The sequence below is a fragment of the Palleronia sp. genome, from assembly GCF_042089775.1.
GTDB lineage: Bacteria > Pseudomonadota > Alphaproteobacteria > Rhodobacterales > Rhodobacteraceae > Palleronia.
In genome coordinates this window covers 1-11,949 of sequence record NZ_JBELKF010000095.1, presented here as the reverse complement: position 1 = coordinate 11,949, position 11,949 = coordinate 1, and the positions used below count along the sequence as shown (strand labels likewise).

13 protein-coding genes and 1 pseudogene are annotated in these 11,949 nt (G+C 65.8%); 11 read left to right on the top strand and 3 right to left on the bottom strand.

Going from position 1 to position 11,949, the window contains the following annotated elements; translation table 11 throughout:
• From ACFDS3_RS16795 to ACFDS3_RS16770, 6 genes are all read left to right on the top strand, one after another.
• A partial coding sequence (locus tag ACFDS3_RS16795; RefSeq protein WP_375263506.1) for an AAA family ATPase occupies positions 1 to 614 on the top strand: 614 nt, incomplete at its 5' end.
• A gap of 110 nt (positions 615 to 724) precedes the next feature.
• A complete protein-coding gene (locus tag ACFDS3_RS16790; protein WP_375263507.1) occupies positions 725 to 2,089 on the top strand; it encodes a DUF2927 domain-containing protein in 1,365 nt (454 codons plus the stop codon).
• Positions 2,086 to 2,253 carry an apolipoprotein acyltransferase gene (locus ACFDS3_RS16785; RefSeq protein WP_375263505.1) on the top strand — a complete coding sequence of 56 codons (168 nt, stop codon included), beginning with the start codon at positions 2,086 to 2,088 and terminating at the stop codon, positions 2,251 to 2,253. Before ACFDS3_RS16790 ends, ACFDS3_RS16785 begins: the two co-directional genes overlap by 4 nt.
• Entirely contained in the window at positions 2,253 to 3,437 is a 1,185-nt protein-coding gene (locus tag ACFDS3_RS16780; protein ID WP_375263504.1) for a VWA domain-containing protein, read from the top strand. Before ACFDS3_RS16785 ends, ACFDS3_RS16780 begins: the two co-directional genes overlap by 1 nt.
• 38 nt (positions 3,438 to 3,475) lie before the next feature.
• Positions 3,476 to 4,492, top strand: a complete 1,017-nt coding sequence (locus tag ACFDS3_RS16775; RefSeq protein WP_375263503.1) for an aldo/keto reductase — start codon at positions 3,476 to 3,478, stop codon at positions 4,490 to 4,492.
• 133 nt (positions 4,493 to 4,625) lie between these two features.
• On the top strand, positions 4,626 to 5,054 hold the full coding sequence (locus ACFDS3_RS16770) for an OsmC family protein (RefSeq protein WP_375263502.1): 429 nt from the start codon (positions 4,626 to 4,628) through the stop codon (positions 5,052 to 5,054).
• A gap of 38 nt (positions 5,055 to 5,092) precedes the next feature.
• On the opposite strand, the gene ACFDS3_RS16765 is transcribed toward ACFDS3_RS16770, so the two are convergent.
• Entirely contained in the window at positions 5,093 to 6,106 is a 1,014-nt protein-coding gene (locus ACFDS3_RS16765; RefSeq protein ID WP_375263501.1) for a sensor histidine kinase, read from the bottom strand.
• A 141-nt stretch (positions 6,107 to 6,247) separates the two neighbouring features.
• On the opposite strand from ACFDS3_RS16765, the gene ACFDS3_RS16760 reads away from it, so the two are divergent.
• The 3 genes from ACFDS3_RS16760 to mtnA all read left to right on the top strand — a co-directional run bounded on the left by ACFDS3_RS16760 (position 6,248) and on the right by mtnA (position 9,043).
• On the top strand, positions 6,248 to 6,934 hold the full coding sequence (locus ACFDS3_RS16760; protein WP_375263500.1) for a M48 family metallopeptidase: 687 nt from the start codon (positions 6,248 to 6,250) through the stop codon (positions 6,932 to 6,934).
• A gap of 88 nt (positions 6,935 to 7,022) precedes the next feature.
• Positions 7,023 to 7,952, top strand: coding sequence for a transaldolase (gene tal, locus ACFDS3_RS16755; RefSeq protein ID WP_375263499.1), 930 nt, complete (start codon positions 7,023 to 7,025; stop codon positions 7,950 to 7,952).
• Complete coding sequence (gene mtnA, locus ACFDS3_RS16750; protein WP_375263498.1) at positions 7,949 to 9,043, top strand: S-methyl-5-thioribose-1-phosphate isomerase; 1,095 nt, start codon at positions 7,949 to 7,951, stop codon at positions 9,041 to 9,043. The genes tal and mtnA overlap by 4 nt, the downstream gene beginning before the upstream one ends.
• Before the next feature lie 3 nt (positions 9,044 to 9,046).
• Here mtnA and ACFDS3_RS16745 read toward each other — a convergent pair whose 3' ends face one another.
• On the bottom strand, positions 9,047 to 9,460 hold the full coding sequence (locus ACFDS3_RS16745) for a VOC family protein (RefSeq protein ID WP_375263497.1): 414 nt from the start codon (positions 9,458 to 9,460) through the stop codon (positions 9,047 to 9,049).
• 89 nt (positions 9,461 to 9,549) lie between these two features.
• Here ACFDS3_RS16745 and ACFDS3_RS16740 point away from each other — a divergent pair, with 89 nt between their 5' ends.
• Complete coding sequence (locus ACFDS3_RS16740) at positions 9,550 to 10,074, top strand: DUF421 domain-containing protein (RefSeq protein WP_375263496.1); 525 nt, start codon at positions 9,550 to 9,552, stop codon at positions 10,072 to 10,074.
• Between the two features lie 9 nt (positions 10,075 to 10,083).
• Here the strand turns inward: ACFDS3_RS16740 and ACFDS3_RS16735 are convergent, their stop codons facing one another.
• Positions 10,084 to 10,773: an SIMPL domain-containing protein gene (locus tag ACFDS3_RS16735; protein ID WP_375263495.1), complete on the bottom strand. Its 690-nt coding sequence runs from the start codon at positions 10,771 to 10,773 to the stop codon at positions 10,084 to 10,086.
• Positions 10,774 to 10,926: 153 nt separating this feature from the next.
• Between ACFDS3_RS16735 and ACFDS3_RS16730 the strand changes: the two are divergent.
• A pseudogene (locus ACFDS3_RS16730) lies at positions 10,927 to 11,949 on the top strand (hypothetical protein); the annotation flags it as partial.

The window sequence follows — 11,949 nt, the reverse complement described above, 5'->3', positions numbered from 1 at the left end:
GCCGTCTGCGCGACAGTCAACTGGGTGACGAGCGGGTGCATGACGTCGGCAACTACATCCGCAAGGGCAAGCTGTGGGAGGCGTTCGAGGCCGAGGAGCGCGTCGTCCTGCTGATCGACGAGATCGATAAGGCCGATATCGAGTTCCCGAACGACCTGCTGCAAGAGCTCGACCGGATGGAGTTCCACGTCTACGAGACGGGCGAGACCGTCCGCGCGCGCCTCCGGCCGATCGTCATCATCACTTCGAACAACGAGAAGGAACTGCCCGACGCCTTCCTGCGCCGGTGCTTCTTCCACTACATCCGCTTTCCCGACATCGAGACGCTGAAGAAGATCGTTGCCGTCCATCATCCGGGGATCAAGGAAAGCCTGCTGACGACGGCGCTGACCCGATTCCTCGAGATCCGCGAGCAGCCCGGGCTGAAGAAGAAGCCATCCACCTCCGAGGTGATCGACTGGCTGAAACTGCTTCTGGCTGAGGATTTGACGTCCGAAGATCTTCGCCGAAGCGGCCCGGATGCACTGCCCAAGCTCCACGGCGCACTTTTGAAGACCGAGCAGGACGTGCACCTCTTCGAGCGGTTGGCCTTCATGGCGCGGCGGGGACGCTGAAGACGGTCTTCCGACCGTGGCGGCCCCGCACCGGTGCGCAAGAAGGCGCGGGGTGCGGAAACTCCCTGTTCACATTCAGTGCACCTTGCCCGATGGTGGCCGCAATGTCGCTGCGCGCCCTCCTCTTGCCCGCGTTCTTCGCACTGGCTGCCTGCGCCGCCCCGCAGACCGTTTCCGAGCGCCGCTCGACCCTCGAGCTCGCCAGCCTACCCCCGATGAAGACGTTCGCGCCGGCTGTCCCCCATCGGGTGCACCGCGCCAATGCCGACATCGCGCAGGATTTCCTCGACCTGACTTTTACGCTTGAATCGGGGCGGTCGCTGCCGATAATGACCAGGTTCGAAAGCCCCGTCAGCGTACGCGTTACCGGTCAACGACCGGCGAGCCTTGACGGAGACCTTGACCGGCTGCTCGAGCGCCTGCGCCGCGAGGCCCGGATCGATATTGCCCGCGCCACCCGCGGAGCCGATGCGAACATCACGATCGAGGTCGTCCCCCGCGCCAAGCTGCAGCGCGCCGTCCCGGACGCCGCCTGCTTCGTCGTCCCCCGGGTGTCGTCCTGGGGCGAATTCGTGCGCAACCGCCGCGGCGGGATGATTGACTGGGCGACGCTGAAAACGCGCGAGCGACTGGCGATCTTCATCCCCGGCGACGTTCCTCCGCAAGAGGTGCGCGACTGCCTGCATGAAGAACTCGCACAGGCCCTGGGTCCGCTGAACGACCTCTACCGGCTGACCGACTCGGTCTTCAACGACGACAACTTCCACACCGTCCTGACCGGGTTCGACATGCTTATCCTGCGCGCGACCTATTCCGACGCGCTGCAATCAGGCATGACCCGGCGCGAGGTCGCCGGCATCCTGCCCGGCCTGCTGTCGCACCTGAATCCCGCCGGGAATCGCCCCCCGGCCCCGGCCCGCGTCACCACCTCAGAGGCCTGGACCGATGCGATCGAAAACGCGCTTGGCCCCAATGTACGGATGTCCCAGCGCCGCGAAAGCGCGCGCCGCGCCGTCGCGACCGCCCGCGCCGGCGGGTGGAATGACAACCGGTTGGCCTTTTCGCTCTTTGCGCTCGGGCGCCTGTCGATCGGCAGCGACCCCGACCTGGCGCTGGCCTCGTTCCTTCAGGCTGCCGGCATCTACGGCGCCGACCCCGACACCGCGGTCCACGGCGCGCACATCGCCATGCAACTCGCCACCTTCGCCCTGTCGGCCGGGCAACCCCACAGCGCGCTGGCGATCGTCGATGCCAACACTCCGGCCGTCATCGAGGCCGAGAACGCGTCGCTGCTGTCCACCCTTTTGCTGGTGAAGTCCGAGGCGCTGCGCAGCCTCGGCCGGCCGGGCGAGGCCGACCGTCTGCGCGACGAGGCGTTAGGCTGGGCGCGCTACGGATACGGTGATACCATCGACATCCTGCGCCGCGCCGACGAGATCGCGGCCATCGCCCCGAAACCGGAGACCGCCTCATGATCGTCATCGCCTTCGCCCTCGTCGGTGCCTTCCTCGGCCAGCGCCTCGCCGCGCGCAACGGCGGCGTGCGGGCGGACAAGGTGCAATACGCCATCGCCTGCGCCATCGCCGGCGCGCTTCTGGGCCTCGTCGTCACCATCGTTGTCGAGAACCTGATCGCCTGATGTTCCTGCCCTTCTTCGAAGAGCTTCGCCGCCACCGGGTCCCGGCCACCCTACGCGAGTTCCTCGACTTCCTGAGCGTCGTGAAAGCCGGCCTTGCGACCTATGACGTCGACGCCTTCTACTACCTCGCACGCGCCAGTCTGGTGAAGGACGAGGCACATATCGACCGCTTCGACCAGGCCTTCGCCGCCGCCTTCGCGGGCGTCGAGGCGATCTCGCCCGAGGCGGTGGTCGAGGCAATGGACCTGCCCGACGACTGGCTGCGCCGGATGCGCGAGAACCACCTCTCGCCCGAGGAACGTGCCGAGATCGAGGCTATGGGCGGCTTCGACAAGCTGATGGAGGAACTGCGCAAGCGTCTCTCCGAGCAGGAAGGCCGGCACGAGGGCGGCAACAAGTGGGTCGGCACTGCCGGCACCTCTCCCTACGGCGCCTACGGCTACAACCCCGAGGGCGTGCGCATCGGCCAGAACGAAAGCCGCCACCGCCGCGCGGTGAAGGTCTGGGACAGGCGCGACTTCCGCGATTTCGACGGCGATCGCGAGATCGGCACCCGCACGATGAAGGTCGCCCTGAAGCGCCTGCGCCGCTGGGCCCGCGACGGCGCGCACGAGGAACTGGACCTGCCCGGCACGATCCGCTCGACCGCGCATCAGGGGTATCTGGACGTCAAGACCCGGCCCGAGCGGCGCAACGCGGCGCGGGTGCTGCTGTTTCTCGACGTCGGCGGGTCGATGGATGACCACGTGCAGGTCGTTTCGGACCTGTTCTCGGCCGCGAAATCCGAGTTCCGGCACCTCGAACAGTTCTACTTCCACAACTGCCTCTACGAGGGCGTCTGGCGCGACAACCGCCGCCGCTGGACCGAGCAGATGCCTACGTGGGACATCCTGCGCACCTACGGCCCCGAATGGCGCTGCATCTTCGTCGGCGACGCGGCGATGTCGCCCTACGAGGTCGCGATGCCCGGCGGCGCGAACGAGCACTGGAACGCCGAGTCGGGGCAGGTCTGGCTGGAGCGCGCGCGCAACCAATGGCCCGCGCATCTCTGGATCAACCCGGTGCGCGAGGATCTGTGGGGCTACACCCAGTCCACGCAGATGATCCAGCAGATCTTCGGGCCTCAGCGCATGGCGCCCCTGACGCTCGACGGTTTGACGCGGGGCATGAAACTTCTGACCTGAGCGGCCGTTATCAAGGCCGAACCTTCAGGAGAAATTCCATGCAATATCGCCCCCTCGGCCGGTCCGGCCTGCAGGTGTCCGAGCTTTGCCTCGGCACCATGACATTCCACGGCGGCACCGGCATGTGGAAGAACATCGGCCAGCTCGGCCAGTCCGACGCCGACGAGATCGTGAAAACCGCCTTCGACGGCGGGATCAACTTCTTCGACACCGCGAACGTCTATTCCGAGGGCGGGTCGGAAGAAATCCTCGGCCAGTCGCTGAAGAATCTCGGCCTGAACCGGCACGAGGTCGTCATCGCCTCGAAGGGGTTCGGGCGGATGCACGAGGGGCCAAACGGCCGCGGCGCCTCGCGCTATCACATCATCGACGCGTGCAAGGCGTCGCTGAAGCGCCTCGGCGTCGACCACATCGACCTCTATCAATTGCACGGCTTCGACTTCGACACGCCCATCGACGAGCAGATGGAGGCGCTGGATATCCTCGTGAAGCACGGCCACGTCCGCTATGTCGGCGTGTCGAACTGGGCTGGGTGGCAGCTTGCGAAGGCGCAAGGCCATGCCGAGCGTCGTGGCACCGCGCCCATTCGCACGATCCAGTCCTACTATTCCCTCGCCGGGCGCGACGTCGAACGCGAGGTGCTGCCCGCAGCCAAGGCCGAGGGCGTCGGAATGCTCTGCTGGTCGCCGCTGGCCGGGGGCTACCTGTCGGGCAAGTACACCGGCAACGATTCCGAAGCCGAGGGGCGCCGCGCCGAGTTCGACTTCCCCCCCATCGACAAGGACAAGGCCGATGGCATCGTGGGTGTGATGCAGGACATCGCCTCGGCCAAGGGCGCCAGCGTGCCGCAGATCGCGCTCGCCTGGCTTCTGTCGCGCGACGGCGTGTCTTCTGTCATCGTGGGGGCCAAGAAGGTCTCGCAGCTTCAGGACAACCTCGGCGCGGCCGATGTGGAATTGTCCGAGGACGATCTGACGAAGCTCGACGAGGCGAGCGCGCTGCCATCTGCCTATCCCCAGTGGATGTTCCAGACACAGTCCAACCGGACAGAGTGACTCGGGCCGCCGCGAGATCGGGTCACGCGGAACCGCCGTGAGGCCAAGTCGTTCCCGTCACCGGTGCGCCCGTTGCGGCGCATCGCCACCACTTACGCGGCTACGGCCGTCCAGCCCCACGAAGGAGACCGACATGATCAAGAAGCACGGCACGGCGAACTGGAAAGGCGGACTGAAGGACGGCACCGGTACGGTTTCAACCCAGACCGGCGTTCTGGACAAGGCGAATTACGGTTTCCAGTCGCGCTTCGAAGGCGGCACCAACACCAACCCAGAAGAGCTGATCGGCGCGGCCCACGCAGCCTGCTTCTCAATGGCGCTGTCGATGATCCTGGGCCAGAGCGACCTGACTCCCGACAACATCGACACCAAGGCGACCGTGAGCCTCGAAGAAACCGACGGTGGCTTCACCGTGACGAAGATTCACCTCGACGTGGCAGCCTCGGTGCCCGGCGCGTCCGAGGATCAGTTCCTGGAAGCTGCCAACACGGCGAAAGCGAACTGCCCGATCTCGAAGGCACTCGCCGGCCCCGAGATCACGATGGATGCGAAACTTGCCTGAGCAACCATCCGGCGGTGCATCAGTCCGGGTGCGCCGCCCTATGCTTCGACCCCGCCCTGCGGGGCGAACACCTCGAGAGGCGCGACGAGGGACAGGCGGAATCCCTTGGTCGGATACTCCAGCTTGATCTTGGCATCGAACGCCGCCGCGGCGAGCACCGTCACCACCTGTGTGCCATAGCCGGTCCGCTCGGGCTGGGACACCGGCGGGCCGCCGCGCTCCACCCAGTCGAAATGCAGGCACTCGTCGTCGTCGATGCGCCAGGTGATCTCAACTCGCCCGTCGCCGGCCAATGCGCCATACTTCGCCGCATTGGTCAGCAGTTCGTGGCACATCATCGCCATGACATGCGCCGATTGCGACGCCATCTCGACCCGCGGCCCATCGATATCCAGCCTGACCTGCCGCCGTCCCTCGAAGGGCATGACTTGCTGGGCGATGATCTCTTTCAGGTCATAGCCATGCGCAGTCCCGTGTGCCGTCGCTTCCTGGTTACGGGCGAGCGCCTGCAGTCGGTCGATGAAACGGTCGGGAAAATCCTCTGGCGTCGAGTGTCGGCGCAGCTGCCGCGCGATGCTCGCCACAACGGTGATGAGGTTCTTGGTCCGGTGGTTCAACTCGCCGATCAGCATCTGCGACTGCAGCTCGGCCATCTTCCTACTGGTCCCGTCCACGACGGCAAAGATCGCAGAACGCGGCGCCGACCGGTCGCCATCCGGGTCGTAGAACACGCGCTTGCGGGCATTTACCCAGCGCAGCTTGCCCTCGTGATCGAAGGTGCGGTGGTTCAGGTCCACGACGTCGGGTCCATGCGCCGACGAGAGCTGCTCGATCGTGACCTCGACCTCGGGCCAATCGTCGCGATGGATCTGCTTATGGAAGTCCTCTCTGGCGATATCCACGCCGGCAGTCAGCCCGAAGATCTCTGCCGCCAGCTGATCGAGGCGAACGACATCCGAGACGTAGTCGACACGTCCCAGCCCCACCTTCGCAACTTGGAGTCCGATCTCCATCTCTTCCGTCGTCAATCCGGAATAGTCAAGCTTCGGCACCGGCGCTGCATCCATCTTCTTGTATGACTTCCTTCGTTCTTAAGGGTTTGACGTGGAACCGCAATAGACGTCTATTGACATAGAGGAGCCGGATCGCACTGACGCATTGTGCCGCGCGCGCCGCCATCCCATCTTAGACCCATGTTGAAGCTTACGCCGATCCTGCTGGCAATTCTCTATGCCCTCGCGATGTATCGCGTGTCGATCTGGCGCACCAAGCGCAAGCTCGACACGCAGTCGACCGAGCTGGCGGACCGCGATCTCAAGGAGCTGACGGACCGGATGGCTGACGCGCTCGAGGTGAAGCGCATCCCCGTCCATATATACGAGATCTCGCCCGTCAACGGCCTTGCCGCGCCCGACGGTCGCATCTTCCTGACCCGCGGCTTCTACGAGAAATATCGGTCTGGCCAGGTCTCGGCCGAGGAGATGTCCAGCGTCATCGCGCACGAGCTGGGGCACGTGGCGCTCGGCCACGCGAAGCGACGGATGATCGACTTTTCCGGCCAGAACGCGGTCCGGACGGTTCTGATCATGGTGCTCGGCCGGATCGTTCCGGGCCTGGGAGTGATGATCGCCAACGGTCTCGCCTCTCTTCTGGCCGCGCGCCTGTCCCGGCAGGACGAGTACGAGGCGGACGCCTATGCCTCGGCGCTGCTCATCAAGTCCGGGATCGGGACGGCCGCGCAGAAGAGCATGTTTCGCAAGCTCGAGGCGCTGACCGGTGGCGCCGGCGGCAGCACACCGGCCTGGCTGCTGTCGCACCCCAAGACGGACGAGCGCATCGCGGCTATCGAGGCGAACGAAAAGAAGTGGCTGGGCGCCTGAAGCCGCGCCCCATCCGCGCGCGCCCCCTAGCCCCCGCGCCTGATCCTGCGTAGGAATGCCCCAACCGTTACCGCAAAAGGGAACCACCATGGCCAGCAAACTCGACCAGCTTCGCGACATGACCGTGGTCGTCGCCGACACGGGCGACGTGGACGCCGTGCGCCGCCTCAAGCCCGAGGACTGCACCACCAACCCGTCCATCGTGCTCAAGGCTGTGGGCACGGACTACTTCAAGGACATCGTCGAGGAAGGCATCGGCAAGGGCGGATCGACCGCCGAGATCGCCGAGCGGCTGACTGTCTCGGTCGGTGCCGAGCTCGCCGAGATCGTTCCCGGCCGCGTCTCCACCGAGGTGGATGCACGCCTCAGCTTCGACACCGAAGCCTCGATCGCCAAAGCGAATTCCCTGATCGAAGGCTACGAGAAGCGCGGCATCGGCAAGGACCGCATCCTGATCAAGCTCGCCTCCACGTGGGAGGGAATCCGAGCCGCAGAATGCCTCCAGAAGGATGGCATCGACTGCAACCTGACGCTGCTCTTCTCGATGGCGCAGGCAAAGGCGTGCGCCGATGCGGGGGTGTTCCTGATTTCGCCCTTCGTTGGTCGGATCACCGACTGGTACAAGGCCTCCGAAGGGGTGGAAGGCTACGAGCCGGACAACGATCCGGGCGTGAAGTCCGTCCGCGCGATCTACGACTACTACAAGTCGAACGGGATCGAGACGGTCGTGATGGGCGCGTCGTTCCGCAACGCCGGCCAGATCGAGGCGCTGGCGGGTTGCGACCGGCTGACGATCTCGCCCGACTTGCTGGACGAGCTGCACAATGACCACGGCCAGCTGACCCGCAAGCTCGAGGCCAAGAGCGGCTCCGGCAGTGTCGATCCCATCGACGAACCAATCTTTCGGTGGGAGCTGAACGAGGACGCAATGGCCACTGAGAAGCTGTCCGATGGTATCCGCAAGTTCCACGCCGACGCCGAAAAGCTGGAAGCCCTGATCGCCGAGCGCACAAAGTGAAGATCGAAGGGCAGCCATACCGCTCGCTCTGGTGGTCCGACGAAAAGGGCTGCCTTGAGATCATCGACCAGCGCTGGCTGCCCCACGAGTTGCGCATCCAGGAGGTGCGCAGCCTCGACGACTATGCAGACGCCATCGTCCAGATGCGCGTCCGAGGTGCGCCTCTGATCGGCGCGACGGCGGCCTACGGTCTGGCGCTGGCCATGGCGAACGACCCGTCGGACGCCAACCTCGCCGCGGCCTACGATCGGCTGCACGCCACGCGGCCCACGGCGATCAACCTTCGCTGGGCACTCGACCGGGCACGCACGGCGCTGATGCCGCTCGACCCGGACCGTCGGGCCGAAGCGGCGCTCGCGTTGGCGCGCGAGATTGCCGACGAGGATGTCGATATCAATCACGCCATCGGCACCCATGGATTGAGCCTTCTGCGCCGCCTCTCGGCCGAGAAGGACAGACCGCTCAACATCCTGACCCATTGCAACGCCGGCTGGATCGCGACGGTGGACTGGGGCACGGCGACCTCGCCCATCTATCAGGCCAATGATGCCGGTATTGACCTGCATGTCTGGGTGGACGAAACCCGCCCCCGCAACCAGGGCGCGCTGACCTCGTGGGAGCTTGGCAGCCACGGTGTGCCCCATACCTACATCACCGACAATGCCGGCGGGCACTTGATGCAGCGCGGGCTGGTGGACATCGTCATCACCGGAACCGACCGCGTGACACGCCGGGGTGACGTCTGCAACAAGATCGGCACCTATCTGAAGGCGCTCGCGGCGAAGGATAACGGCGTACCCTTCTACGTCGCCCTGCCCTCGCCCACCATCGACTGGACCGTCTCCGACGGGCTGCGCGAAATCCCGATCGAGGAACGCGATCCGCGGGAAGTCTCGCATATCCAGGGCGCCGGACCGGACGGCATCGCAGAGGTGCGCGTCACTCCCGAGGGCACGCCCACCCGCAACGACGCCTTCGACGTGACGCCCGCACGGCTGGTGACCGGCTTCATCACCGAGCGCGGCGTTTGCCGGGCGACCGAAGATGGCCTCGCGGGTCTTTTCCCCGACCTCTCCGCCCGCAGGGCCTGACGCCTAGCTGGCGAAGACGGCGTCCATCTCGCGGAATCCCTTGATCTCGATGGGATTTCCAGACGGATCGCGGAAGAACATCGTCCACTGCTCGCCCGGTTCGCCCTCGAACCGGACAGACGGGGCCAGCACCCAATCTGTCCCAGCCTCCTCCAGCCGGTCGCGCAGGGCCTGCCAGTCCGGCAAATGCAGGACGAGGCCCATATGCGGCATCGGCACCATGTGATCGCCGACCTTCCCCGTCTCGGCATTGGCGAAAGGCTCGCCCTTGTGCAGCGACAGCTGGTGGCCGAAGAAATCGAAATCCACCCAGCTGTCGGTCGAGCGTCCCTCGGCGCAGCCCAGCACGCCGCCGTAGAAGGCGCGCGCGGCATCAAGGTCGGTGACATGGATGGCAAGGTGGAATGGGGTGAGCATCGGCGTCCTCCGTTTTTCGTTCCGAGTCTTACGTGGCGAAACTGCCGCGCGCAATTGAACCGGCGTGGGGGGATGCGCATTGCGTGCCCATGAGCGATGCAATCTTCGACAGCTTCAGCGGCATTGGCCGAATGATCATCCTGGCGACGATGGCCTATGTCGCCGTCGTCCTCATCCTGCGGATCTCGGGCAAGCGCACGCTCTCGACGCTGAACGCGTTCGACATGATCGTGACGGTCGCCTTGGGGTCGACGCTGGCCACCGCCATCCTGTCGCGATCGACGCCCCTGCTTGAAGCGCTCACGGCCTTCGCCACACTCGTCGGGCTGCAATGGATCGTGGCGTGGTTGTCGATCCGGTCGCGGGGCTTTGCCAACATGGTCCGGTCGGAGCCCGCCCTGCTGGTCCGCAAGGGCGAGATCCTCCACGATGCGTTGCGCCGCCAACGGGTCACAGAGAACGAGTTGATGACGGTGATCCGCCAGTCCTCTGCCCGCGCGCCCGAGAATACCGCCGCGGTGATCCTCGAGACGGACGGGTCATTCAGCGTGGTCGCCGAAGACGGGGCCGACAACGGCACCGCCTATGCGCGTGCCGGCCTCAACCGGCGCTGACGCCGAACCTCAGTCGGACACGGTGGCGTAGCGAAGCGTCACCGCAGCCGTCACGCCGACTTCGCCGCGGGCGAGCGGAACGCCGCCGCTGCGGGCCTCCATCATCATCATGGGCTGCGGCGGGGACGACTCAACGTTGCCCTCGCGGATCTCCTCGATCGCGCCAAGCCCCACACCTGCGGCCTGTGCCATCACGGCCGCCTTGCGCACTGCATCCGCGACCGCGGCGCCGAGCGCGGCATCCCTGGCCGCCGCCGGATCAGACAGCTGCCACTGGACGCCTTCCAGCCGGTTGGCCCCCTCGCCTACCACCGTGTCGAGCACGGTCCCGAGGATGTCGAGATCGCGCACCCGGACGGACAGCAGTGATTCGGCGTGATAGCCGGTGACCTCCGGCCCGCCGGCCGGCTGAGTTTCGGGACGATCGGAGTAGACGGGGTGCAGGTTCAGCGTTCCCGTCTGCATGTCACGTGGCGCAATGCCGGCGTCGGTGAGCGTCGCCAGGACCGGCGCAAGGCCTTGATTCATGGCAGCGACCGCTTCGGTCGGGGTCGCTGCGTCGGCGCCGACACCCAGCGTCACAAGGGCGATGTCCGGCTCGAAGGCGACCTCGCCCGTGCCTTCAACCGTCAGAGTCTGGGCCATGATAGGGGTGCCCAGGACGATTCCCGCCACGACGGCCAATGTGCGAATAAGCATAATTCTGCCTTTTTTGGTCTCCATGAGGCAGAACCTAGATGCAATCCCCGAAATTTGCTCGCCTTTCTTTCCATGCGCGGTATCCTGCGGTAAACGACGAGTGCAATCCCGGCGTCCTGTGCCGGCAGCCGCGCACGTGCTAGAGCAGGATTTATGAAATACGATTTCGCGCTCGACTTCACGCCTGAGGGGGTTCGCCTCCTGCAGGGCTCCGGCGATGATACGATCGTCTTTGGCTCCGTCGATTTCGACGATCCTCATTTCGACACGCGTGTCGAGGATCTTCGCAAGGAGGCCGAAGAGGTCCATGGCGGCCCCTTCGCGACCGCCCTTCTGCTGCCCCATTCCGAGGTCCTCTTCCACACGATGAAGGTCGAGGAAGGCACGGAGATCAAGGAAGATTCCGTGCGCAGCGAACTTGAGGGAATGACGCCCTACGCCATCGGCGACCTTGCCTATGACTGGAAGTCGCTGTCGAAAACCCAGGTCGAGATCGCCGCTGTCGCGCGCGAGACGCTGGCCGAGGCGGACGGCTTTGCCGCGCAGCATGGGTTTGGCCCCGGTCCGTTTTCCACCGCACCGAACCCCAAGGCGTTTCGCGGCCAGCCCAGCTTCGGCGCATCCGAGCGCCCGATGCCCCAGCCGGAACCGGAACCGGAGCTCGAACCGGCCCCGCTGCCGGAGTCCGCGCCTGCGCCTGTTCCCGAGGCCCCCGGTCCTGCGGCAGACCTGCCGGCGCCGAAAGTCGCCGACACACCGCAGGACGAGTCCGCTGGCGCAACAGCCGAGACGCCCCCGGCGGCACCAAAGGATACGGTCCCTGCTCCGACCAAGACCGAGAAAACCGGGGCCAAGCCGGACGCCCCGGCGGCAGCTCCGGCCGCCGAGTCGAAGGACAAGCCCTCCGGCAAGAGTGCCGGCGGCGCCCCTTTCATAGACGACTTCGCCGAGCCGCAGGTCGCGCGCCCGCCATACCGGGCGCCGCGGTCTGAAACGCCGCAACCGAAGATGGGCGAAGGCATCATCTCTGCACCCAAGCGCGCTTCCGAAAAGCCGAAGCCCGATACAGCCGCAGCGTCACCATCATTCTCGTCGCGACGGACTGACTCGTCGGGAAGCGGCGTGGCAACGGCGCTCGGCGCGGCGGCTGCGGCGGGTGCGGCTGGCATCGCGGGC

Coding starts and splice junctions, on each gene's coding strand:
- ACFDS3_RS16760 (WP_375263500.1), top strand. CDS start 6,248: ATGTTGAAGCTTACGCCGATCCTGCTGGCAATTCTCTATGCCCTCGCG.
- ACFDS3_RS16745 (WP_375263497.1), bottom strand. CDS start 9,460: ATGCTCACCCCATTCCACCTTGCCATCCATGTCACCGACCTTGATGCC.
- ACFDS3_RS16770 (WP_375263502.1), top strand. CDS start 4,626: ATGATCAAGAAGCACGGCACGGCGAACTGGAAAGGCGGACTGAAGGAC.
- ACFDS3_RS16785 (WP_375263505.1), top strand. CDS start 2,086: ATGATCGTCATCGCCTTCGCCCTCGTCGGTGCCTTCCTCGGCCAGCGC.
- ACFDS3_RS16735 (WP_375263495.1), bottom strand. CDS start 10,773: ATGCTTATTCGCACATTGGCCGTCGTGGCGGGAATCGTCCTGGGCACC.
- ACFDS3_RS16740 (WP_375263496.1), top strand. CDS start 9,550: ATGAGCGATGCAATCTTCGACAGCTTCAGCGGCATTGGCCGAATGATC.
- ACFDS3_RS16775 (WP_375263503.1), top strand. CDS start 3,476: ATGCAATATCGCCCCCTCGGCCGGTCCGGCCTGCAGGTGTCCGAGCTT.
- tal (WP_375263499.1), top strand. CDS start 7,023: ATGGCCAGCAAACTCGACCAGCTTCGCGACATGACCGTGGTCGTCGCC.
- ACFDS3_RS16780 (WP_375263504.1), top strand. CDS start 2,253: ATGTTCCTGCCCTTCTTCGAAGAGCTTCGCCGCCACCGGGTCCCGGCC.